The sequence below is a fragment of the Anthropogastromicrobium sp. genome (assembly GCF_037349415.1).
Classification (GTDB): Bacteria; Bacillota; Clostridia; order Lachnospirales; family Lachnospiraceae; genus Anthropogastromicrobium; species Anthropogastromicrobium aceti.
Genome location: NZ_JAXWCK010000044.1, coordinates 1 through 24,444 on the forward strand (window position 1 = coordinate 1; position 24,444 = coordinate 24,444).

Here is a 24,444-nt window from a genome sequence, read left to right on the forward strand (position 1 = left end):
TGTGAATATCAGTGTAATGGCGCAATGGCTGGTGCAAAGAAATATCACAAAGCTCCTTTTATGATAGCAGATGAGGTGGCAGAGAAGCTGCAGTCTTCAAAGGTAGTAAAGGATGTAGCATCTGTAAAGCCAGGATTTTTAAATTTCAATCTTGATAATGAATACTTGGCATCTTATATTAATCAGATGAAGACAAGTAAGAAGCATGGAATTGAGCTGTCAACACCAGAGAAGATTGTAATTGACTACGGCGGACCAAATGTAGCAAAGCCGCTTCATGTTGGTCATCTGCGTTCTGCAATTATCGGAGAGAGCGTAAAGAGAATCCTTCGTTATGCAGGAAATGAAGTTATTGGTGATGCGCATCTTGGTGACTGGGGCCTTCAGATGGGTCTGATTATTACTGAGTTAAAGGAGAGAAAGCCAGATCTTGTTTATTTTGATCATGAATATACTGGTGAATATCCTGAGGAAGCGCCATTTACAATCTCTGAGTTAGAGGAAATCTATCCGTGCGCAAGCGGTAAGGCAAAGATAGATGAGGAGTTTGCAAAGCGTGCACATGATGCAACTGTTATGCTGCAGAATAAGGATCGCGGCTACACTGCGATTTGGAATCACATTTTGAAGGTTTCTATCGAAGATCTTCAGAAGAACTACAGCAAGCTAGACGTTCATTTTGATCTGTGGAAGAAAGAGAGTGATGCGCAGCCGTATATTCCGGACATGGTTCAGATGTTAAAGGATAAGGGATTGGCTTATATTTCAAATGGTGCACTTGTTGTTGACGTTGCAAAGCCGGAGGATACAAAGGAAGTTCCGCCGTGTATTATCTTAAAGTCAGATGGTGCAAGCCTTTACCAGACAACAGATCTTGCTACTATCGTAGAAAGAGAAAAGCTGTTTAAGCCAAACCGCATTATTTATGTTGTTGATAAGCGTCAAGAGATGCATTTTACACAGGTATTCCGCGTATCCAGATTGGCAGAGCTTGTTCCAGAAGATACAAAACTTCAGTTTTTAGGCTTTGGAACTATGAACGGAAAGGATGGAAAGCCGTTTAAGACAAGACAGGGCGGTGTTATGCGTCTTGAGCACCTGATTCGTGATATTAACGATGCAGTTTATGATAAAATCATGGCAAGCCGCGATGAGGATGAAGAGACAGCACGTGAGAATGCAAAGATCATTGGTCTTTCTGCAATTAAGTATGGTGATTTGTCTAATCAGGCATCAAAGGATTATGTCTTTGATGTAGATCGTTTCACTTCTTTCGAGGGAAATACAGGTCCGTACATTCTGTATACCATCGTAAGAATCAAATCTATATTAAAGAAGTTTGGTCAGGAGATTCCAACTGCAATCACTGTGCCGAACGGTGCCGCACAGAAGGCACTTATGCTTGATATGACAAGATTTTCAGATGTATTTGCACAGGCAAGTGCTGAGTATGCACCACATAAGCTGTGTGCATATATTTATGATTTAGCAAATGATTTCAATCGTTTCTATCATGAGACAAAGATTTTGGCAGAAGAAGATCAGGATAAGAAGAATGGTTACATTGCTCTGATTTCTTATTGCAAAGATATTCTGGAGACCTGCATTGAACTGTTAGGATTTAGTGCACCAGAGAAGATGTGATGCAACAGTTCACGCGTTCAGACAAATTCGAAAAATCCCATGCTTGCATGAGGATTTTTTGAAGTGGCTGAACGAAAGAAACTGTTTTATAAAATAAAAACCTTTAGTGTATATGGGGAGAAGTATGGAGAAAACCTACGAAATGCTGCAGCAGTATGCGGTAAACTCTTTGGAATATCAGAAAGGACGTGCCCTTCATCAGCGCGGACAGGCAGCTTTGTCAAGCGCTGAGGAGGCACATGGAAGAACACAGATACAGGCAACGGTTAGAGATTTAAGCAGACGCTATGATGTAGAGGTGACAATACAATCAACAGGTCTTGCAGCTGATGGAAATTGGGGAGACTTTGATATAGAGGAATCTTCATGTTCCTGCGGCGAGTATCATACACCGGGAAAACTTTGCCGTCATGAGATTGCGGCAGTTTTGCAATATTTTTGTGAGGGAGAGCTTGTATCAAGTGTTCATACCTCAGCTGCCTGCATAAGTATGATTCAGGCATACGAGAAGCGTTATACGCTGCAGTATCAAAAATCCAATATTTCAGATGTAAAAGTAGTACCAAAGTTTGTGACAGAGGGAAAGAAAATCGGGCTGGAATTTTTTGCCGGAACACGTCATCTTTATCCTATTCGCGATCTGACTGCCTTTAAACAGAGCTATCAAAAAGGTGAGGACATTTCTTTTGGTAAGCAGCTTTCGTATCCAAACTGTGAATATTCTTATGATTCTGATTCGGCAGCATTGATTCAGGTCATTTGTCTGCAGATTGATTCCTATTTGAATCATTGGTCTCAGCAAGAAAAATATACATTTGATAGGAAAATTTCAAATGTTGAGCTTGAGGAAGGCTTTGCCGATTTGTATATGAAAGCATTTTGCGGCAGAGAGCTTGAACTAATCGAGGATGGCAAGAGCCGTATGGTTCATGTTGTAAAGGAAAATCCGCAGGTAAAACTGATATTAGAGAAAAAGGGAAAGGATGGCGCAAGACTGTGGCTTCCAGATAAGTGGAAGTTAGCAGAGGGAAATCGCCATATCTATCTTTTTGGAGAAGATACAGTTTATATTTGTGATGAGTATTACAGCCGCGCTCTTAGGATTTTCTACAGAAATCTGCTGCAGGTTGCTTATCCGGGAAGCGGATATATGGATATTAACAATAGTGATTTTCCGTCATTTATTCATTATGTGCTTCCGGAGATTCAGGAAAATATTAATTTGGAATGCCGCGACTTGTCGTTGGAGGAATTTGTTCCGCCAATGCTTCAGGTGAAATTTACCATAAATTTGTGGGATATTCTTGAGCTGAAGATGGAGACACGCTATGGCAAAAGAATAGTTCATCTTGGTGAAAAGTCAGATATGAACCTTGTGCGTGATGTGGAAAAGGAGCAGGCATTAAAAGATCTTCTTGAAAGATATCTTCCAAGCATGGAAAAAGATGAAGAAAATGGTCAGGAAGATTGCGAGCGCTATATTATCGAAAATGGAGATGATATTGGACGCTTTTTGGAGTTTTGCCTGCCGCAGCTATATTCATTTGGAAGTGTTGTGCTAGAAGATGGTCTGGCTGATCTTCATTTTGATGAGGCACCTCAGATCAAGGCCGGTATGCGCTTTATGGATCATTTTTTGGAGCTTGGCTTTGAGAGTGATGAGTTAAGTGAAAAGCAGTTAAAGGATGTGCTTAGGGCTTACCATGAAAAACAGCATTATCATCGCCTTGAGGATGGCAGAATCTTAAAGCTAAGTGATGAGTTTGCTGATAAGCTGGCAGAGTTTGAGGATGTGATGGATATTGATGCCCGTGAAGCAGTTGACAGGCCAGTGAGTCTTCCAGGGTATCGCTTCTTATTTGCAGATGAGATGCTTGCGTCTATGCAGGGCATTGATTATCAGCCAGGCAAGGAAATTCGCGACATGGCAGAGCGCATGAAACGCACTGAGCTGGAAATGTATCCAGTTCCAGAAACTATTGGAGCAACGCTTCGTGAGTATCAGATCTATGGATATCGTTGGCTTAAAATGCTGCAGGATTACCATTTTAATGGAATATTGGCAGATGATATGGGTCTTGGAAAAACTTTGCAGACGATTACACTGCTAGTATCTGATCAGGGAAAGGGAAGCTCAATTATTGTCTGTCCGGCATCGCTTATTTATAACTGGCAGCATGAGCTGGAATTATTTGCATCAAACTTGCGCATTCAGGTTGTGGCTGGAAATGCAAAAGAGAGAAAAGAACTAATTGAGCAATATACATCGTATGATGTTTTGATTACGTCATACGACCTTCTTCGCCGAGATCTTGAGATCTATGAAGGCTGTAAATTTTTCTATCAGATTCTTGATGAGGCACAGTATATCAAAAACCATATGACAATGAATGCAAAGGCTGTTAAGCAGATAAATGCAGCATATCGTCTTGCTCTTACGGGAACTCCGATTGAAAATAGTTTAAGTGAGCTATGGAGTATTTTCGACTATCTGATGCCAGGTTATCTGTACAGCTATACACGTTTTAGAAAACAATTTGAGATGCCGATCATGAAAAATGAGGATGCAGCGGCGAGAAATCGCCTGCGAAAAATGACAGCACCATTTTTGCTTCGAAGATCAAAGTCTCAGGTGCTTTCAGACCTTCCTGAAAAGGATGAAAAGACTATTTATTCTGGAATGGAAGATGAGCAAAGAAAGCTGTATCTTGCTGCTCATAAGCAGCTTGTTGATCAGCTGCAGGGTATCGACAGTGCATATTATGAGAAGAACAAGATATTTATCTTGAGTCAGCTGACAAAGCTTCGTCAAATTTGTTGTCATCCAGCGCTTTGTTACGATGATTATCAGGGAAGCTCTGCTAAGCTTGAGGCATGTATGGAGCTTGTGCAGCGTGCTGTAAAGGGAAAACATAAGGTATTATTGTTCTCTCAGTTTACATCAATGTTAGATCTGATTCGTGAGCGCTTAGCTGAGCAAAATACAAAGTATTATTGTCTGACAGGAAATACAGATAAGCAGGAGCGTCAGCGCCTTGTTGATGAGTTCCAGAATGACGATACACCTGTATTTTTGATTTCACTAAAAGCCGGCGGCACGGGATTAAACTTAACGGCGGCAGATATTGTAATTCACTACGATCCGTGGTGGAATGTGGCAGCACAGAATCAGGCAACTGACCGTGCACACAGAATTGGACAGAAAAACACAGTAACGGTGTACCGTTTGATCGCAAAGGACTCTCTCGAGGAGGGAATAATAAAGCTCCAGGAGTCCAAGAAAGCATTATCAGACGATATTCTTTCCATGGACTTCGGAGCTATTGCGTCGATGTCTAAGGATGAGCTGTTAGCTCTTCTTTCTACGGGAGAGGTAGCTAATCAGGCAAAGTAACATAAATACTGCCATAATAACAATAAAAATAGGCATATATTTAAGGGTGGCATTCCACATCGGAGTCTTAAACAGGGCAACGCTGTAGGTGTCACCCTTATATGATTTAATGGAATACGTGACCAAATTGTTATCGCCGCTTGATCCTGCATCAGAGAGTTTTTTGCTCTCTGCATTTCTGACAATCAATGATGAATAGCCATCTGGAAGAGATACAGTTACAGTATCCAAAACTTTTGCATATGATGCAGTATCTTTTGAAAGCTGTGCGCTTAATGTGACTTCTTTTTTGGAAAGTTCAGTTTCACGCTCAGTCCATGCAAATGCAGAAGATCCTGCCGGAACGGTGACAGTATACTGATGAACGAGGAAACGCTTCTGCTGGGTCAGCCAGTCAATTGTCGGAAGCAGATCGATAGAAACTGTTACTGAGCTTCGATTAAAGTAGTCAGCCAGATTGGAAAGAAGAAGCTCTGGTGTTGCCTGTGTGTTGTCTTTATTTTGATCCAGATACCAGTCACAGCAAAATTCAAGGTAGGATTTCAGATCAGAGGATTCATCGTCCATTGAGAATTTCTCGGCATCGGTCTTAGCATTTTCATTCTCAATTAGTGAAACAGTGAAATCAGTATTTTCTTTTCCAGTCAGGAAAACATAGCAGTCAAAGAAATTTTCACTAATAGAAAGCTCATAGCCATTATCTGTTGTGGAATAGCTGCAGCCGAGCGGATAAATATGGCAGCTGTCACTAAGCCCTGAGATAGACAGACATACTTTTTCATCAAGTACAGAATCAGTGAGAGGTCTTGACAGGTGATAGAGGACACCCTTATCCTCTGGGATTGCAGTATTGTAAATCTGACCCTGATACAGTTCGTCAAGTGTCAGAGTACTTTCACCAAGTCCGTTTGCTGAAAATAAAGGAGAATAGTATGACGATTCCTCAAAGGAAGCAGTATCAGTATCTGCAAACAGATCAAGCAATTTAAGTGCATCGCTGTCTGTTGTATCGTATGCATGTGCATAGAAGTTATACAGCTTTTCTGGTTCTGATGCCAATGATGCAATCTGTGGAATCAGAATGTCAAACGAAACATCGGTATCGGATTCATTTTGAATCAGATAGTTGTCTTTCATCAGATTATTGTCGTAATCCAGACAGATATTGTGTGTCACCTTGACGCCCTCTGGTTGTTCATCTGTACTATACAGACCGGATGTATACAGTGGTGTAGAAAAAACTTCTGTAGCATTTGCAGCGTCAGCAGAACTTGTGCTTTCAGCAAATGTACAGATTGTGCCGGAAAAACAAGTTCCGGCTGCAAGAAGTAAAGAGGTAAATTTTGTCGTATGCTTTAACATGGAAAACCTGACCTTTCTATTGCATGATGGAAGCATTTAATGCTATAATAAGAACATCCAACTCACTTAAAACGAAGGAGGAACTATGGCAGTTGACCTACACACGCATTCCTGCTGTTCAGATGGCTCTCTTACACCGTCTGAGCTGATGGAACTTGCATATGAGAAAAAGCTTTCGGCAATTGCATTGACAGATCATGATACTGTAAGTGGTATCAAGGAGGCAAAGAAGGTAGCAGAAGATCTGTCTATTACATTAATTCCAGGAATTGAGATTTCCAGTCTATATGATCTTGGAAATGTTGTGAAGGAATTTCACATTCTTGGTCTTGGTGTTGATGAGACAGATGTACAATTTTTAAAAAAGTTGGAGCAATATGGTGCGCTTCGTCAAGAAAGAAACGAGAAAATGCTGCGTCTAATCAGCGAAAACGTTTGCAATATTGACAAGGACGAATTTTATGCTCGTTTTGACCGATCTGTAATCACGAGAGCTCATTTTGCACAATATCTTTACGAAAAGGGTATCGTATCCTCTGTAAAAGAGGCATTTGACCGCTACCTTGGAGATGGAAAGCCGTGCTACATTCCGAAAGAAGGGGTAACTGCAAAAGAGGCAATTACCTGTATTCGTGAGGCAGGAGGACATCCAGTTTTGGCACATCCACCGCAGTATCGTCTTAGTCTGACCGTATTAGATAAGGTCATAAAGGACTTAAAGGAATGTGGATTAGAAGGAATCGAGGTTGTCTACTCTACCTATACAAATGCGCAGGAGCGGGAACTTCGTACACTTGCCGTAAAAAATGAGCTTCACATGACCGGAGGTTCAGATTACCATGGAACTCCTAAGCCAGATATTCAGCTTGGGACAGGACTGGGAAATCTTTATGTACCGGATGCATTTGCAAATTGGCTGCTTGCATAAATGCTTATTTTATAATAATAACATAAACAGGAATTGATGTCCAGTAAGAAAGGGGATTTACCATGATACAGGAAGAAATCCAGAATTGGATCTACGAAATAAAGGAGGTGGATGCGCTCAGTGCAAAGGCACTTCTGCGTGTTTACGAGCAGCTTGGCTTAAGTGCAGCTGCAGATCGGCTTGGTGCAATAAGCAGCGAGCAGACAAATGTAGAATATGCCAGTGTTTGGTTGTGGGCTGTTGAGCGAAATCCGGAAAGACGCGAATCATTAAATAAAATTCGCGAAGAGCTGACTGCGAAATATTGTAGCGAAAATAGTAAAGATGTTCACTTGACAGGTCAGCAGGTGTTCTACGAACTTAGTTTCTTTACAGAGTATGAGACTAAATATGGTACACTCCAGTATTACGAGAATATTTATCGCCAACTGTGTCAGGTAGAGAAAACGCAGCGTGATGGCTGGTATCTGTATGGTTTGACACAGATTAAAAAGGCAATGAAAGAGGGTGTTTTTGAGTATCAGGCTCAGATCACCGATCTTTTCAAAGAGACATTTTCTGTGCTTAGAGAAAATTTTGCTACACTTGATGCACTGCAGAGAATTTTGATTGTGGCAGCCGCTTATGAGGCATGCAGTCAGAAAATTTTACTTCCTTATAAATATCAGGGGTTACTTTTAGAATGGTATCGTGTGATTTGCCGTCATGAGCGCAATAATGATCAGCTTGAGGCTGCAATGGTGCTGATGGAGATGGCAAAGCAGAAATTAGAGGCATAACGAAACTGTAATTACATTTAAAGGAGTATATCATGAATTTTCATATATTATTTTGCTCATCCCGACATGTGACAATTGAGTTAGATGAGGATGCAATTTACGAAACTGCGAGCTACGAAATTTGGGTAAATGGTCGCTTAAAGGGTGTTTTCCACAGAATGATTCAGACAATCGATGGGCTGCTTCCAGATACTGATTATGAGATTATGCTGGTGCGTGCAAATGAAGCCTCTGAAACAGTTACATTTCATACCGAGCCGGAACCAATCACATTAAACGTCAGAGATTTTGGCGCATTTGGTGATGGTGTTCATGACGACACAAGCGCAATTCAGGCAGCTATTCTTTGTTGCCCTAAGAATGCAAGAGTTTTGATTCCAAAGGGCACTTATCCTGTAACAGCGCTGTTTTTAAAGAGTGATATGATTCTGGAGCTGCAGGAAAATGCAGTGTTAGCAGGTATTTATGACCGTGCGCGTACACCGATTCTTCCAGGACAGATTGAGTATGACAACGAGGATGGATACTATAATCTTGGAAGCTGGGAGGGAAATCCTATTGACAGCTTTGCATCAATGATTACAGGAATCCATGTAAAAAATGTTACTATCTGCGGTAAGGGTGTTCTTGATGGCCGCGCTGATTTTGAGAATTGGTGGAGCCGTCCAAAGGACAAGATTCGTGCCTGGAGACCAAGAATGATTTTTCTAAATCATTGTGAAAATATTACTGTTGTAGGTGTTACAGTACAAAATTCACCGGCATGGAATCTGCATCCATATTTTTCAAATCAGATTCGCTTCTTAGATATGGAAGTAAAGGGACCGGCAAATTCGCATAATACAGATGGCTGTGATCCAGAGTCCTGTACAAATGTTGAGATTGCAGGCGTTCATTTCTCTGTAGGTGATGATTGTATTGCAATTAAATCAGGAAAGATTTATATGGGCAAGAAATTTAAGGTTCCGTCAAAGCATATCCATATTCGTCAGTCCTGGATGCAGGATGGTCATGGCGCAGTCACGGTAGGAAGTGAGATTGCGGCAGGTGTTGATGATATTCATATTTCAAAGTGTCGTTTCTCAAACACAGACAGAGGTCTTCGTGTAAAAACAAGACGCGGACGCGGAAAAGATTCTGTATTAAAAGGAATTGTATTTGAAGATCTTGAGTTAGAAGGTGTAAAGGCACCGTTTGTAGTAAACAGCTTTTATTTCTGCGACCCAGATGGCCGTACAGAGTATGTTGGAACAAAAGAGGCGCTTCCAGTTGATGAACGTACACCAAAGATTGAATCTATTGAGTTTCGCAATATTGTCTGCCGCAATGCACATTATTGTGGTGCGTACATCTATGGTCTTCCAGAGCAGAAGATAGAGCGTCTTGTATTTGATAATGTTTCTATCACATATGCAAAAGAGGCACAGACAGGCGTTGCAGCCATGATGATGGGATGCGAGCCGGCAAGCAGACTTGGACTTGTGATTGGAAATGTTAAAAATCTGATACTTCATAATGTTTCAATAGATGGTCAGGATGGCGAGAGACTTTGCCTTAGCGGTGTTGAAAATGTAGAAGAAGAGCAGGATTAATTCTGACAAAGATGTTTTTACGTGCCCCTGGTGCTGCAAGCACCGGGGGTATTTTTATATTCATCTAAATCTGTGTCATGTCGTGTCATATTTCGTGTCATATAGATGGCTGAAATGATAAAATAGAATATAAAATATCAAACATCTATATATAATAAAAAATGCCCGAAACCCCTTATTTTAAGCGGATTCTCGAACATTCCAGTAATTATGCGGATATTAACAAAAAGCGGAGCGAGTGGGATTTGAACCCACGTGCCCGGAAACGGACAACCGCATTTCGAGTGCGGCTCGTTATGACCACTTCGATATCGCTCCAACTAGCAGATTAGCATCTGCACTATCTGTTAGTTTACAATAAAAAAGGGTTGTTTGTCAAGCAGATTTTTATGACTTGAATTTTGTATAAATTCGTCTTTTTGTAAGATACTTTCTATATCAAAGCAGGAGGTGAAAGCATGCAGGACAAACTGACAAAGCAGCAGGAGCAAATTCGTGAGAGTGGAGAATTGATACTAGATGAAAATAAAGAGAAACATAAAATTTTTCTGCTAAATATTATCGGAGAAATTGAAGGTCATGAATGTCTAGCATCAAACTTAAAAACGACAAAGTATGAGCATGTGCTGCCGCAGCTTGCTCAGATTGAGGATAGCTGTGAGGTGGATGGACTTTTGATTTTAATTCATACAGTAGGCGGTGATGTGGAGGCAGGTCTGGCAATAGCAGAGATGATTGCAGGTATGTCAATTCCAAGCGTAACGCTTGTGCTTGGCGGAAGTCATTCAATCGGTGTGCCGTTAGCAGTATCGTCTGATTATTCATTTATTGTGCCGACAGCCACGATGATGATTCATCCAGTCAGATTAAATGGAATGATTATCGGTGTGCGTCAGAGCTATGATTACTTTAAGCGCATACAGGATAGGATTACTGGATTTGTGACGAGTCATTGTAAAATTTCAGAAAAGAGGCTTTTGGAACTTATGATGGATACAAAAACATTGACAAGAGATGTGGGCTCAATTCTTGTGGGAGAGGAAGCTGTAAAGGAAGGTTTGATTCATGAAGTTGGTACAATAAAAGAAGCGATTGCAAAACTTCATGAACTGATTGAAAAAAACAAACATGTGTGTTATACTAAAACGGTTATAGAAAAATGAAAGGAAGGGGAATCATGGCTGCAGCACAAAAAAAGCCGGCAGGCACAGCGAAAACGACAGCTCCAAGAACCAGCACAACGGCAAAGAAAACACAGTCAGCCGCAGCAGGCAGGGCACCGAAGACAAAGAAAGCATCGTCATCAAAGCCAGCCGCAGCAAGGTCATCGCGAACAACTACGGCAGTAAAGACAAATAAAAAAACTACAGCGGCAAAGGGGTATTCATCTTCCGCGAAGCGAAAAAAGAACCATTCAAAGAATCAGGTTCAGGTAGATTACACAATTTTAAAAGATATTGCAGTTATTGCAGTATTTGTGTTCTGTGTAATTTTGCAGTTGAGCTGTTTTTTTACAGGCGGAGGTCTGATGCAGCTTCTGCATACATATAATTTTAGATGGTTTGGCGTAATGGCTTATTGTATGCCGCTTATTTTATTTCTTTTGCCATGTTTTATAATAAGTAACTGGCATAACAGCGGATTGATTCAGAAGGTGACAGCGAGTATCTTGCTGTTTTTGTCAATTGAAACAATTTTATCAATTGTCTATGAAACATCAAACATCTTTACAGTAGGAGGAGGTCTTGTTGGCCACACTTTGTTTGGCGTTTTATATAGTGCATTTGGAATCATTGGATCATTTGTCATTATGATTGCATGCCTTTTTATCAGTGTAGTATTGTTTTTCGGCCATTCTGTAGTTACACAGCTGCAGCAAAACTCGAAAAATGCTTATCGTGCAGTTTCTTCCCATCATAAGCTTCAGCAGGGAAGACGTAAGATTCGTGCACAGGAAAAGCGTTTGCACAGAGAGCAGGAAGAAAATGAGCAGCTCAAGATGCAGCGGATGCGTCTGGAAAATTTACAAAAGCAAAGACAGGAAATTCTCGAAAAGAAAAATATCAATCGTGAATTTGTAAATATTCAGCTGGAAGAAAGTAAAAGGCAGGAAGCATTGAATCGTGAGCTGTTAAAGGAACAAGGCTCACAGGGAAAGCGCGAACTGCGTACAAATACAGAGCTTGAAGAAGAAGACCGCAGCATGAAAGAGGTTGTTCTTGGAAAGGAAGAGCAAAAGTCAGCAGAAGATACAAATAAGGTCACACAGCCAAGCATGTTTATTGAAGGTGAGGAAATTACGACACCGCTTCGCCTTGATACAAGCAATATTTTAGAAGAAGAGCCGCAAAAACATGATGATGGCTGGGTGCTTGAGACTGATGATGAAGTAAACGAAGAAGATGATCTGGAGTTTGACGATATTTCAGAAAATATTATAAATAAGGCAATGGAATCATCTTCAGATACTGAGTCATCCGAGAATACGTCATCTGAAAATGCATCATTTGAAAATGTCTCATCCGAAAATGTGTCATCCGATACTGTCTTGACAGATGCTGCAGATGAAACAGAAGAAGATATTTCAGGGGCATCGGCAGCAGGAGATGAGTCGGTGGACTATCGAATGCTTATGCGTGATACAAAAAATACAGGGAAGCATGATGAGGATGAGTCTGTATATACAAAAACAGTTCGTACTGCAACTGGAAAGGTGATAACAGTCGAGCTTGATGGTCTTCCAGGAGAAAATAAGCGTCCGAAGGATTCGGTGAAAATTAAGGAAAGACTAGATCAGTACGATGAAAAGGTTGTTCCGATCGCATATGAGGAGCCAAAAGAATATATCTTTCCGTCAACAGATCTTCTTACACCGGGAACTGCATCAGGCAAGGGGCGCGAAGAGCTTGCTAGAAGTATGCAGGAGACGGCAGATAAGCTAAAGCGTACACTGCAGGATTTTGGTGTAGGTGTTACGATTACAAATATTAGCAGAGGACCGAGTGTTACACGTTATGAGTTACAGCCAGAGCAGGGCGTAAAGGTCAGCAAGATTGTTAATCTGGCTGATGATATTAAGCTTAATCTTGCCGCAGAAGATATTCGTATTGAGGCACCAATTCCAGGAAAGGCAGCGATTGGTATTGAAGTGCCAAACAAGGAAAAACAGATGGTTGCATTTCGTGATCTTCTGGAAAGTGATGAATTTACAAAAGCAAAGTCGAAGACTATTTTTGCCGCAGGAAAGGATATTGCGGGAAAAACTGTCGTTGCCGATATCGAAAAGATGCCGCATCTTTTGATTGCCGGTCAGACCGGTTCAGGAAAATCAGTCTGCATCAATACAATTATTATGAGTATCCTTTACAAAGCAAGACCTTCTGAGGTAAAATTAATTATGATTGATCCGAAAGTGGTTGAGCTTAGTGTTTATAATGGTATTCCACATCTTCTTATTCCGGTTGTAACAGACCCGAAGAAGGCTGCTGCTGCATTAAATTGGGCAGTAAATGAGATGGAGGAGCGATATAAAAAGTTCGCTGAGCATAAAGCAAGGAATATCATTGGATATAATGCACAGATTGATCAGATCGAGGATGTTCCGGGCAAGGATCGTCCGGAAAAAATCCCACAGATCATCGTAATTGTTGATGAGTTGGCAGATCTGATGATGACAGCAGGAACAGATGTAGAGGATGCAATTCAGAAGCTAGCACAGAAAGCCAGAGCAGCTGGTATTCATCTGATTATTGCGACACAGCGACCATCAGTAAATGTCATTACTGGTGTGATCAAGGCAAATATTCCATCAAGAATTGCCTTTAGTGTTGCTAGCGGAATCGATTCCAGAACTATTCTGGATGAGACAGGAGCAGAAAAGCTCCTTGGAAAGGGCGATATGCTGTTTCATCCGTATTATATCAGCAAGCCAGTTCGTGTTCAGGGCGCATTTGTGTCTGATGATGAGGTAACAGAGGTTGTAAACTTCTTAACTCAGCAGAAAAATGTAAGAGGCGGAGAGATCAACACAAATATTGATCTTCAGGCAAATATGCCGGGAAGCAGCCTGCCAGGCGGTGATCAGGATGAGCTGTTTGAGACAGCAGGAAGATTTATCATTGAGCAGGAAAAGGCTTCTATTGGTAATCTGCAGCGCCATCTTAGAATCGGATTCAATCGTGCAGCACGCATCATGGACCAGCTCTATGCAGCGGGAGTGGTCAGCAAGGATGAGGGAACAAAACCGCGCAAGGTCTTAATGAAGGCCGAAGAGTTTGAAGAGTACTTGCAGAGCAGGTAACTACAGGACAAGGGAGGATACGTTTATGAAGACAGACATCCAAATCGCACAGGAGGCACAGATGATGCCGATCCGCGAGGTGACAGCAGGTTTTGGTATTACAGAGGATGACATGGAATTGTATGGAAAGTATAAGGCAAAGCTTTCCGATGAGCTATGGAACCGCATTAAGGACAGACCAGATGGAAAGCTGGTTTTGGTAACTGCAATTAACCCAACTCCGGCAGGAGAGGGAAAGACAACTATCAGCATTGGACTTACACAGGCATTAAACAAGATTGGCAAGAAGGCAATTGTTGCACTGCGTGAGCCTTCTCTTGGACCGTGCTTTGGTGTAAAGGGTGGTGCTGCAGGAGGTGGCTACTCTCAGGTAGTTCCGATGGAGGATATGAACCTTCATTTCACAGGTGATTTCCATGCAATCACATCTGCAAATAATTTGCTGGCAGCGATGCTTGACAATCACATTCAGCAGGGAAATGAACTTCGTATTGACACAAGAAATATTGTGTGGAAGCGTTGTATTGATATGAACGACCGTGTTCTTAGAAATGTGGTTGTTGGATTGGGTGCAAAGGCAGACGGAGTTGTTCGCGAAGATCATTTTGTTATTACTGTTGCATCTGAGATTATGGCAATTCTTTGTCTGTGCAATAACATCCGTGATTTAAAAGAAAGACTGGGAAAGATTATTGTTGCATATAATATGGACGGAGAGCCAGTTACAGCAGCAGACTTAAAGGCAGTTGGTGCAATGGCAGCATTGTTAAAGGATGCCATCAAGCCAAATGTAATCCAGACACTTGAGCATACACCAGCACTTGTACATGGCGGACCGTTTGCCAATATTGCACATGGCTGCAATAGTGTAAAGGCAACTAAGATGGCGCTGAAATTATCTGATATTGCTGTTACAGAGGCAGGCTTTGGTGCAGATCTTGGTGCAGAGAAATTTATGGACATCAAATGCCGTGCAGCAGGTCTAAAGCCGGATGCTGTAGTTATCGTAGCAACTGTAAAGGCATTAAAATACAATGGCGGCGTAAAGAAGGATGAGTTGGCAGCACCGAACCTTGAGGCAGTAAAGAAGGGTATTGTAAACTTAGAGAAGCATATTGAGAATATCCAGAAGTTTGGTGTTCCGATTGTTGTTACCTTAAATTCCTTCTTAACAGATACCGAGGAAGAATATGAATATATTCGCAGTTTCTGTGAGGAGAGAGGATGCGAGTTTGCACTGTCAAAGGTATGGGCAGACGGCGGTGACGGAGGTGTTGAATTGGCAAATAAGGTTGTTAAGACACTTGAGACAAAGAAGTCTGAATATCATCCGCTGTATCCGCTTGAGATGGCGTTAAAAGATAAGATTACTACAATCGCAAAAGAAATTTATGGAGCAGACGGTGTTGTATTCCAGCCGGCAGCTAATCGTGCATTAAAGAAGCTGACAGAGCTCGGTTTTGGTGAGCTTCCGGTATGTATGGCAAAGAATCAGTATTCTTTGTCTGATGATGCAAAGAAATTAGGCAGACCTGAAAACTTCAAGATTACCGTGCGCGATGTATATGTAAGTGCAGGTGCAGGCTTTGTCGTTGTACTGACAGGTGATGTTATGACAATGCCAGGACTGCCGAAGGCACCAGCTGCTTTTAACATTGATGTGGACGATGACGGCCATATCACAGGATTGTTCTAAATATCATTATGAATCAGGAGGCTGAATGAAACTAGATATACTTTTAAAAGAAATCGAGTATCATTTACAGCAGGGAAGCCCAGAAAATTGTGAGATTACAGGGCTTTGTGAAGATTCAAGAAAGATAAAGTGCGGAAATTTATTTTTTTGCCGCACTGGAACACATACAAGTGGAAAACAATATCTGCGGCAGGCACTATCTTTAGGTGCGGCCGCAGTTATCTGTGAGAAATATGATGAAGATAGCAGGCGTATTTTATCTTCTCAAAAGGATATTTGCGTTATAGAAACAGATGTGTCAGCGCAGACACAAGCGCGTCTGGCATCGAATTTTTATGATTTTTCTAAGGAAAAGCTTCTGTTGATCGGCGTGACTGGTACCAAGGGAAAAACAACGGTCTGCGCGATGCTTCAGAAGCTTTTTTTAGATAATCATATGTTATGTGCCACTGTTGGAACAAATGGCTTCTTTTTAAAGGATCGCGTGACAAAAAGCAGTCATACGACACCAGAGCTGTTTGAATTATATGGCTTTATTGCAGAGGCAGTTAAGGCCGGATGCACACATTTTATTGCAGAGGTGTCCTCTCTTGCAGTTAAGCAGGGACGAATAGCAGGTCTTACATTTGATTTGGGAATCTTTACAAATATTTATCCAGATCATATTGGGGGAAATGAACATGCCTCTTTTTTAGAGTATGCCTACTGGAAAAAAAGATTTTTTGAGAATTGCAAAAAAGTACTCTTAAACAGAGATGATCCATTTTCATTTGAGATTGCAGCAGATAAGAATGGTGTGTGCAGCTGGTATTCAGCGAGTGTCTGTGCAGATGGCTATGCATCTGAAATTGAAAAAGATGTCGAGATAGACGGATTATACCAGCATTTTTTATGGCATTGGCAAAAAATGCCTGCAAGAAGTATAAGCTTAAAGCTTCCGGGACTTTGCAATGTCAGCAATGCAGCAGCAGCGCTTTCTGCTTTTTGCCTATTAACATCAGATGAGCAATATGATTCATACCAGTTGGATTTTAGTACATTTTCCGTTCGGGGGCGCTTTGAAATGGTGGGTCATTTTCAAGGCGGAACGATTATGATTGACTATGCACATAATGAAGCCAGCCTGAAAAATCTGTTGGAATCACTTCGGGTATATCATCCAAACAGAATTTTGTGTATGTTTGGATGTGGAGGAAACAGAAGTGCCGTGCGACGCAGTGCGATGGGGCGCGTCAGCAGTGAATTAGCTGATTTGACAATTATCACGCAGGATAATTCCAGAGACGAACCATTTGAGCAAATTTTAGCTGATATACTTTTGGGTGTGACAGGCGACTATGTGGTAATACGGGACCGTAAAGAGGCTATAGGCTACTGCATGAGCCAGATGAGGCCAGGCGATCTTCTTGTACTTGTTGGGAAGGGACATGAAGATACACAGGAAATCGCTGGAAAGGTGGAGGCATTTTCTGAAAGAGATATTGTGGAATCTATCGAAAAGACAAAGAAAGGCAAGGTCAGCAAGTGATTAATATTTGTATAAAAGATATTGTAGAAGCAACAAAGGGAAAATTGCTGTGTGGAGATGAAAAGCAGCAGATCGATCATCTTTCCATTGATTCAAGAAGCAGCCAGGGAAATGACTTGTTTATCCCGATCATTGGAGCAAAAGTAGACGCTCATCGTTTTATTGACGGTGCATTTTCAGTTGGCTGTGTGGCAACTCTGACAAGCGAGCATGACAGCATGGATGATCCGAATCACGCATGGATTCGCGTGGAAGATACTGTACTGGCTCTTCATGAGATTGGAAAGCTCTGCCGCAGCCGTGTTACTGTGCCTGCCATTGGCGTGACAGGAAGCGTTGGAAAGACAACGACAAGAGAGATGATTGCTTATGCGCTTTCAGCAGAAAAGAAGGTATATAAGACACAGAAAAATTATAACAGCTCTGTCGGTCTTCCAATCACCATGTCTTTGATGAGCAACGACTATGATATTGCAGTTTTAGAGCTGGGAATGAATGTTCCTGGAGAGCTAGGCACTATAAGTGAAATTGCGCAGCTTAAGATGGCAGTTCTTACAAATGTAGGAGTTGCTCATATTGAGTTTTATGGCTCACAGGAAGCAATCTGCCATGAAAAGTATACGATTTCAAAGGGCTTTGGAAAAGAGGGTCTTTTGATTGTAAATGGAGACGACGAATTGCTGTATAAGTTTAGAGAGTCTACAGGTTATCCTTATGTTTTGTACGGAACAAAAGAGTATTGTGATTATAGAGCAGAGGATATTCATATGGAAAATGGCCACTATGCATTTACGTTTGTACATAACGAAATGCGTGTGCCAGTTGTATTGTCTGTTTTGGGACAGCACAATGTTTTAAATGCGACAGCAGCACTTGCAGCAGCACATTTAAATGGTGTAGATGTGACATTGGCAGCTAAATCTCTTTATACATTTACTGGTTTTCAGAATCGTTTACAGATCATGGATGTAAAAGATTATAAAGTTATTGATGATACATATAATGCAAGCCCGGCATCTATGGTGGCAGGAGTAAATGTATTAGGCGGCTTTGAAACGTCTGGCAGAAAGATTGCAGTTCTTAGTGAAATGCGTGAGCTTGGAGAAAATACTCTAAAGTATCATCGAGAGGTTGGCGAAAAGATAGCATCAGAGCCTATAAATGAGCTTATCGTAATCGGAGATACAGCAAAAGCAATTGCAGATGGTGCAAGACAAAAAAAATGCAGCTATTTGATACATGAATTTGATGACAAGATGCAGGCTGCAGAATACTTAAATCAGAATTTAAAAGCAGGCGATGTTGTTTACTTAAAGGCATCTAACGCAATCGGATTAAAGGAAATTACAAAATATCTGATGGAGCAGTAAGGAGGCTTTTGTGTACGCAGATATAGTAATTGATATTTCACATGAGTCGCTTGACAGGCCGTTTCAGTACCGTATTCCAGAAAGTCTTGTGGGGCAGGTTCAGCCTGGAATGTGGGTACTTGTCCCATTTGGACGAAGGAATACGCAAAAAAAAGGCTTTGTTTTAAAATTAGGTACGAAAGCTAATATTGATCCTGACAGGATTAAGGAACTTACAGAAATTATTTCAGATGACAATTCATCAGATAAGATAAGAATTGCACTTGCCGTTTGGATGTATCGGGAGTATGGCGGAAATTTGATTCAGTCACTTCGTGTTGTTATGCCAGTCAGAAAAAATGTACGTCCGAAGCAGGTAAGCTTTCTTGTGCGCACATCAGATGAAAAACGTTTTCTAGACTATCTTGATCTTGCAAGGAAAAAGAACTGGAAGGGACGCGTGCGTCTGATGGAGGCTCTTCTTTGCAGAGACTATATTTCATCTGCTTTTGCCAGACAGCAGCTAAAAATTGCATCAGATGCAATTAAAGCTCTTGAAGAAGAAAAACTGATTCAGATTGAGACAAAGCGTTTTTACCGAAGCGTGCTGCCAAAAGAATCTGCCAGCTTAGAAAAAAAACAGTTAAATGAAGAACAGCAAGCTATAGTAGATAAGCTGATTTCTTCCTATCAGGCCGGAGTGCGCACACCGGCCTTACTTTATGGCATAACTGGAAGCGGAAAAACAGAAGTGTATATGCATCTGATTGAGTGGATGATTCATCAGAATAAGCAGGTAATTGTTCTAATTCCAGAAATTTCGTTGACATATCAGGTGATTTTAAATTTCTATAGCCGTTTTGGTGAACAGGTTTCTATGATCAACTCAAGACTTTCAGACGGAGAGCGAAGTGATCAGTTAGAGAGAGCAAGAAATGGAGAAATTTCAATTATGGTTGGACCGCGGTCAGCGCTATTCACACCATTTTCAAATCTGGGTCTTATTATTGTAGATGAAGAACAGGAAAGTGCTTATAACAGTGAGCAGATTCCTCGCTATCACACAAGAGAGACAGCAGACAAGTTGGCGCAGCTAACAAATTCTCTTCTTCTTCTTGGGTCAGCGACTCCTTCAATTGAATCATTTTCAAGAGCTGAATCAGGTGAGTATCGCAAGTTTTGTCTGACGAAACGTGCTGTATTAGGAAGCTGCCTGCCAAATGTGCAGGTTGTGGACATGCGAAAAGAGCTTGCGTCAGGAAACCGTTCTGTTTTTTCAAGAGAGCTTCGTGAAAAAATGGAGGAATGCCTGGCAAAGAAGCAGCAGATGATGTTGTTTATAAATCGCAGAGGTTTTTCTCGTGTAGTCAGCTGTCGTTCATGCGGAAAACCAATTGAATGTCCGCATTGTGATGTTGCATTAACAGAGCATCTAGGAGATAAGCTTGTTTGCCATTATTGTGGTTATACAAAAGCGATGCCGCGCAGCTGTCCTTTGTGTGGTTCACCATATCTGGCAGGCTTTGGTCTTGGTACACAGAAAGCAGAGATGATGATTAAGGCTCAATTTCCATCTGCACGAGTGCTTCGTATGGATATGGATACGACTTCTAAGAAGGATGGTCATGAGCAGATTCTTGATTCATTTAGAAGAAGAGAGGCTGATATTTTAGTCGGCACACAGATGATTGTCAAAGGCCATGATTTTCCAGGTGTTACGTTGGTTGGGATTTTGGCAGCTGATATGTCACTATATAATTGTGATTTTCGAAGCAGCGAGCGTACATTCCAGCTTTTAACGCAGGCAGCGGGACGTGCAGGGCGTGGAATGGAGCCTGGAAATGTAATAATTCAGACATATGATCCAGAAAATTATAGCATTCAGACAGCAGCTAATCAGGATTATGAATCATTTTATAATCAGGAAATTCGTTTTAGAAGGCGGATGCAGTATCCGCCAATCGGCTGGATGTGCGAGGTAATGGCTGTTTCTGCAGATGAGAAACTGGCTAATCAGTGGATTTGGCAGGTACAGTTGTTGATAAATAAAAGATTTTGTGATATAATTAAAATAATTGGGCCTTCAGATGCACCAATTGCAAGGCTCAAGGATATGTGGAGAAAGCATCTTTATATAAGAAGTAACGATCATAAAGCGTATTTAGAGGCTATGGAGCTTATTCAAGAGATAACAGAACAGGCAGCTGTACAGAAAGTATCTATTTTTGTAACTGTCTGCTGATACGTTTTATTGTGATATGAGAGAGGAGTACAATATGGGAATCAGAACAGTTAGAACAGAGGGCGATGAGTGTCTTCGCAAGGTATGCAAGCCAGTAAAGTCTGTAAGTTTAAGAACAAGAATTTTAATCGAGGATATGTTTGATACAATGTATGAGAGCGGCGGTGTAGGCTTGGCAGCTCCGCAGATCGGTGTATTAAAGCGCATTGTTGTTATGGATACAGATGACAATCAGCATGTATTGATCAATCCACAAATTTTAGAGGTTAGCGGTGAGCAGACAGGCTATGAGGGATGTCTTAGCATTCCGGGAAAGAGCGGTATTGTAACAAGACCTGATTATGTAAAGGTAAAGGCATTAAATGAGCGCGGAGAGGAATACGTCTTAGAGGGCGAAGGTCTTCTGGCAAGATGCATTTGTCATGAGTGCGATCATCTTGATGGTATTTTGTACAGTGATAAGGCAGAGGGCGGTCTGATCAATAATGAAGATTTGCCGGAGGATGAGGAAGAAGAACTGTACGAGGATGCTTATGAGGAATTTACTGAAGAAGAAATTCACAAATAAGAAAATCAAGACAAAGGAGTGGTTGGTTTGAGAATTATTTTTATGGGAACACCAGATTTTGCAGTTCCGGTATTACAAAGTCTTATTAATAGCAGACATGAGGTTGTTGCGGTTGTCACACAGCCAGACAGACCAAAGGGCAGAGGAAAAAATATGCAGTTTTCACCGGTAAAGGAGTGTGCACTTGCACATAATATTCCTGTGATGCAGCCAGTAAATGTGAGTGTGCCAGAAGTTATAGATGAGCTTCGTGCCTATGAGCCAGAGTTAATTGTAGTTGTCGCATTTGGCCAGTTTGTTACAAAGAAGATTCGTGAAATGCCAAAGTATGGCTGTATCAATGTGCATGCATCTTTGCTTCCAAAGTATCGCGGTGCAGGTCCGATTCAGTGGGCTGTTATAAATGGCGAAAAGGAAAGCGGTGTTACGACAATGTATATGTGTCGTGAGATCGATAAGGGTGATATGTTGCTTAAGGACACAGTCACACTTGATCCTAAGGAGACAGGAGACAGCCTGCACGATAAGCTTAGCATGATGGGCGGTCCGCTTCTTTTGAAGACAATTGATCAGTTAGAGGATGGAAGTGCAGTTCGTATTCCGCAGTGCGAGGAAGAAAGCACATATGCACCTAAGCTTGAAAAAACAATGGGAAATATTGACTGGACAATGGATGCTGATCGTATTGAGCGATTAGTTCGAGGCTTAAATTCATGGCCAGGTACCTTTACAAAGATACATGGAAAAACAGTTAAGATTTGGGATTGTGATGTAGTTTGTCAGGAAACGCTTACAGAAAGTCAGGCGGCAGCTACGCCAGGAACTGTTATTGTCAGTGAAAAAGATCAGCTGATTGTTAAGGCTGGTAATGGTGCATTGTCACTTCGTATGCTTCAGCCGGAGGGAAAAAAGAACATGACAGTTGATGCTTACCTGAGAGGTTATCCAATTGCACAGGGAGAGTTATTTACACAGGTGTGAAAGGCATAAAAATATAACATCACGGAGGTGAAGTGTATGCCATATTATTACTGGGATCCTACTTATATACTTGTTTTAATTGGTGCACTGTTTTCAGTAGGTGCATCAGCATTAGTAAACAGAACATTTAATCGTTATTCATCTGTCTATGCAAGAAGTGGTCTGACAGGTGCGCAGGCTGCACAAAAGCTTTTGCACTCACAGGGCATTTATGATGTGCAGATTCAGCACATATCAGGCAGTTTGACAGATCATTATGATCCGCGAAACAAAACGCTTAGTCTTTCAGATGCAGTATACAATGCAACAACTGTAGCTGCTATTGGTGTTGCAGCTCATGAGTGTGGTCATGCAATGCAGCATGCGAAAGGCTATGTGCCGCTTTCTATTCGAAGCGCACTCGTTCCAGTTGTCAATTTTGGTTCTTATTTGTCATGGCCGTTAATTGTAATTGGTCTTTTTATTAACAGTTCCACAGGCAGTCTATTTTTAAATGCCGGACTGTTGTTATTTAGTTTAGTTGTATTGTTTCAGCTTGTAACGCTTCCTGTAGAAATCAATGCCTCCAGACGTGCAGTGCGCTTACTTGATCAAGAGCATATACTGATTGGTGACGAAGTTGGACAGACGGCACGTGTGTTAAAAGCAGCAGCATTGACGTATGTAGCTAGTGCAGCAGCATCTATTTTACAGCTGCTTCGTCTTTTGATTTTAACAGGAGGAAGACGCAGAGATGACTGAGACAAAAAAAGAAAATGAGAGAGAGATTGTGCTGGCAATTTTAATTGAGGTGTTAGAGAAGAATCAATTCTCTCATATCGTGATTCGCCAGGCACTTGATAAATATAGTTATCTGCCTCAAAAGGATCGTTCTTTTATCGCGCGTCTTTCACGAGGCTGTGTAGAGCGAAAAATTGAGCTAGATGCAATAATTGACAAGGCAGCATCCGTAAAAGCTTCTAAGCAAAAGCCAGTTATTCGAAACATTTTAAGAATGGCTGCTTATCAGCTGAAATATATGGATGTTCCGGAGCATGCAGTTTGCAGTGAGGCTGTCAAGCTTGCAGCAAAGAAGGGTTTTTGGTCATTAAAAGGATTTGTCAATGCTGTTACGCGAAAGATGGCAGTACTCATTCCAACACTTGACTGGAGCGATCAGCCATCTGTCTATTATTCTGTTCCGCAGTGGCTTTATGATAAGCTGCTTAGCTGGTATCCAAAAGAGACGGCAACAGCATATCTTGAATCTGTTGTTTCTCAGAGCGGCCATCCAATGTATGTGCATTGTCATACAGGAAGATACAGCATAGAAGAAATAGTTTCGTCTTTAGAGAAAGAAGGTATTTCTGTAACGAAAGCACCTTATGCAGACGATTGTCTTGAACTAACAGACGCAGGTGATATTCGCCGTACAAAGGTATTTCAGGATGGTCTTATTCAGATTCAGGATATAAGCTCAGCACTGGCAGCTCAATGTGTTGCACCACAAGAAAATAGTTTTTGTATTGATATGTGCGCAGCGCCGGGAGGAAAAAGCATTCATCTTGCAAATGCGAAAGGCGGCACGACGAAAGTGTTAAGCCGTGATATTTCATGGGAAAAATTGGAACTGATTGAAGAAAACAGAGTGCGCTGTCATGCCGATAATATGCAGATTGAGCAGTGGGATGCATGTGTGCCTGATGAGGAAAGAAAAGAGACAGCAGATTATGTACTGGCTGATGTGCCATGCTCTGGTCTTGGTATTTTATCAAGAAAACCGGATATTAAGTATCAGCTGACACAAGAACGTCTGACTGAGCTTGTAAGCTTACAGCGAGAGATTCTTGTTAATGCAGCTAAGCTTGTAAAGCCGGGTGGTGTTTTAGTTTACAGCACATGCACAATAAATCCAGAAGAAAATGAGGAAAATGTTCGTTATCTTTTAACACAGATGCCATTTGAACTTGAAAGTCTGGCTCCTTTTATTAAGGAAGAAATCGAGGGCAATGATCCATCAAGCGGCATGCTTAAGCTGCTTCCAGGACAAAATCAGTGTGATGGATTCTTTGTTGCACGGCTTCGCAGAAAATAATATTCAG

16 protein-coding genes and 1 tRNA gene are annotated in these 24,444 nt (G+C 41.4%); 15 read left to right on the top strand and 2 right to left on the bottom strand.

Annotated features, from left to right (window positions below):
• Both argS and WJP93_RS10085 read left to right on the top strand, forming a co-directional pair.
• The coding region (argS, locus tag WJP93_RS10080; protein ID WP_337548089.1) for an arginine--tRNA ligase at positions 1-1,644 on the top strand (1,644 nt) is incomplete at its 5' end.
• A 124-nt stretch (positions 1,645-1,768) separates the two neighbouring features.
• A complete protein-coding gene (locus WJP93_RS10085) occupies positions 1,769-5,038 on the top strand; it encodes a DEAD/DEAH box helicase (protein WP_337548090.1) in 3,270 nt (1,089 codons plus the stop codon).
• Here WJP93_RS10085 and WJP93_RS10090 read toward each other — a convergent pair.
• Entirely contained in the window at positions 4,994-6,400 is a 1,407-nt protein-coding gene (locus tag WJP93_RS10090) for a hypothetical protein (protein ID WP_337548092.1), read from the bottom strand. The two genes, WJP93_RS10085 and WJP93_RS10090, sit on opposite strands and share 45 nt — an antisense overlap.
• Before the next feature lie 85 nt (positions 6,401-6,485).
• Between WJP93_RS10090 and WJP93_RS10095 the strand changes: the two genes are divergently transcribed.
• The 3 genes from WJP93_RS10095 to WJP93_RS10105 all read left to right on the top strand — a co-directional run bounded on the left by WJP93_RS10095 (position 6,486) and on the right by WJP93_RS10105 (position 9,699).
• Positions 6,486-7,328 carry a PHP domain-containing protein gene (locus tag WJP93_RS10095; protein ID WP_262537461.1) on the top strand — a complete coding sequence of 281 codons (843 nt, stop codon included), beginning with the start codon at positions 6,486-6,488 and terminating at the stop codon, positions 7,326-7,328.
• A 62-nt stretch (positions 7,329-7,390) separates the two neighbouring features.
• Positions 7,391-8,107, top strand: a complete 717-nt coding sequence (locus WJP93_RS10100) for a hypothetical protein (protein ID WP_118613048.1) — start codon at positions 7,391-7,393, stop codon at positions 8,105-8,107.
• 32 nt (positions 8,108-8,139) lie between these two features.
• A complete protein-coding gene (locus tag WJP93_RS10105) occupies positions 8,140-9,699 on the top strand; it encodes a glycoside hydrolase family 28 protein (RefSeq protein WP_262537465.1) in 1,560 nt (519 codons plus the stop codon).
• 230 nt (positions 9,700-9,929) lie between these two features.
• Here the strand turns inward: WJP93_RS10105 and WJP93_RS10110 are convergent.
• Positions 9,930-10,017 (bottom strand) — tRNA-Ser (locus WJP93_RS10110).
• 140 nt (positions 10,018-10,157) lie between these two features.
• Here WJP93_RS10110 and WJP93_RS10115 point away from each other — a divergent pair.
• Genes WJP93_RS10115 through rsmB form a run of 10 tightly spaced genes read left to right on the top strand, consistent with a single transcriptional unit; the run spans position 10,158 to position 24,437 of the window.
• Positions 10,158-10,862: an ATP-dependent Clp protease proteolytic subunit gene (locus WJP93_RS10115; RefSeq protein ID WP_118613050.1), complete on the top strand. Its 705-nt coding sequence runs from the start codon at positions 10,158-10,160 to the stop codon at positions 10,860-10,862.
• A 14-nt stretch (positions 10,863-10,876) separates the two neighbouring features.
• A complete protein-coding gene (locus WJP93_RS10120; protein WP_337548096.1) occupies positions 10,877-13,999 on the top strand; it encodes a DNA translocase FtsK 4TM domain-containing protein in 3,123 nt (1,040 codons plus the stop codon).
• A 25-nt stretch (positions 14,000-14,024) separates the two neighbouring features.
• A complete protein-coding gene (locus tag WJP93_RS10125; protein ID WP_337548098.1) occupies positions 14,025-15,695 on the top strand; it encodes a formate--tetrahydrofolate ligase in 1,671 nt (556 codons plus the stop codon).
• Positions 15,696-15,720: 25 nt separating this feature from the next.
• Positions 15,721-17,223: a UDP-N-acetylmuramoyl-L-alanyl-D-glutamate--2,6-diaminopimelate ligase gene (locus WJP93_RS10130; protein ID WP_337548100.1), complete on the top strand. Its 1,503-nt coding sequence runs from the start codon at positions 15,721-15,723 to the stop codon at positions 17,221-17,223.
• On the top strand, positions 17,220-18,593 hold the full coding sequence (gene murF, locus WJP93_RS10135; protein ID WP_337548101.1) for a UDP-N-acetylmuramoyl-tripeptide--D-alanyl-D-alanine ligase: 1,374 nt from the start codon (positions 17,220-17,222) through the stop codon (positions 18,591-18,593). Before WJP93_RS10130 ends, murF begins: the two co-directional genes overlap by 4 nt.
• Before the next feature lie 10 nt (positions 18,594-18,603).
• Positions 18,604-20,814, top strand: coding sequence for a primosomal protein N' (priA, locus tag WJP93_RS10140; protein ID WP_337548103.1), 2,211 nt, complete (start codon positions 18,604-18,606; stop codon positions 20,812-20,814).
• A gap of 34 nt (positions 20,815-20,848) precedes the next feature.
• Positions 20,849-21,382: a peptide deformylase gene (gene def / locus WJP93_RS10145; RefSeq protein WP_066562252.1), complete on the top strand. Its 534-nt coding sequence runs from the start codon at positions 20,849-20,851 to the stop codon at positions 21,380-21,382.
• 27 nt (positions 21,383-21,409) lie between these two features.
• Positions 21,410-22,363, top strand: a complete 954-nt coding sequence (gene fmt, locus WJP93_RS10150) for a methionyl-tRNA formyltransferase (protein WP_227099949.1) — start codon at positions 21,410-21,412, stop codon at positions 22,361-22,363.
• Between the two features lie 36 nt (positions 22,364-22,399).
• Positions 22,400-23,104, top strand: coding sequence for a zinc metallopeptidase (locus WJP93_RS10155; RefSeq protein WP_337548105.1), 705 nt, complete (start codon positions 22,400-22,402; stop codon positions 23,102-23,104).
• The gene (rsmB, locus tag WJP93_RS10160; RefSeq protein WP_337548107.1) at positions 23,097-24,437 is read left to right on the top strand and encodes a 16S rRNA (cytosine(967)-C(5))-methyltransferase RsmB; all 1,341 of its coding nucleotides are present in this window, start codon (positions 23,097-23,099) and stop codon (positions 24,435-24,437) included. The genes WJP93_RS10155 and rsmB overlap by 8 nt, the downstream gene beginning before the upstream one ends.
• Positions 24,438-24,444: the final 7 nt, after the last annotated feature.

Excerpts from the sequence above, each read along its gene's own strand:
- WJP93_RS10085 (WP_337548090.1), top strand. The coding sequence starts at position 1,769 with ATGGAGAAAACCTACGAAATGCTGCAGCAGTATGCGGTAAACTCTTTG.
- WJP93_RS10090 (WP_337548092.1), bottom strand. The coding sequence starts at position 6,400 with ATGTTAAAGCATACGACAAAATTTACCTCTTTACTTCTTGCAGCCGGA.
- WJP93_RS10095 (WP_262537461.1), top strand. The coding sequence starts at position 6,486 with ATGGCAGTTGACCTACACACGCATTCCTGCTGTTCAGATGGCTCTCTT.
- WJP93_RS10100 (WP_118613048.1), top strand. The coding sequence starts at position 7,391 with ATGATACAGGAAGAAATCCAGAATTGGATCTACGAAATAAAGGAGGTG.
- WJP93_RS10105 (WP_262537465.1), top strand. The coding sequence starts at position 8,140 with ATGAATTTTCATATATTATTTTGCTCATCCCGACATGTGACAATTGAG.
- WJP93_RS10115 (WP_118613050.1), top strand. The coding sequence starts at position 10,158 with ATGCAGGACAAACTGACAAAGCAGCAGGAGCAAATTCGTGAGAGTGGA.
- WJP93_RS10120 (WP_337548096.1), top strand. The coding sequence starts at position 10,877 with ATGGCTGCAGCACAAAAAAAGCCGGCAGGCACAGCGAAAACGACAGCT.
- WJP93_RS10125 (WP_337548098.1), top strand. The coding sequence starts at position 14,025 with ATGAAGACAGACATCCAAATCGCACAGGAGGCACAGATGATGCCGATC.
- WJP93_RS10130 (WP_337548100.1), top strand. The coding sequence starts at position 15,721 with ATGAAACTAGATATACTTTTAAAAGAAATCGAGTATCATTTACAGCAG.
- def (WP_066562252.1), top strand. The coding sequence starts at position 20,849 with ATGGGAATCAGAACAGTTAGAACAGAGGGCGATGAGTGTCTTCGCAAG.
- WJP93_RS10155 (WP_337548105.1), top strand. The coding sequence starts at position 22,400 with ATGCCATATTATTACTGGGATCCTACTTATATACTTGTTTTAATTGGT.
- rsmB (WP_337548107.1), top strand. The coding sequence starts at position 23,097 with ATGACTGAGACAAAAAAAGAAAATGAGAGAGAGATTGTGCTGGCAATT.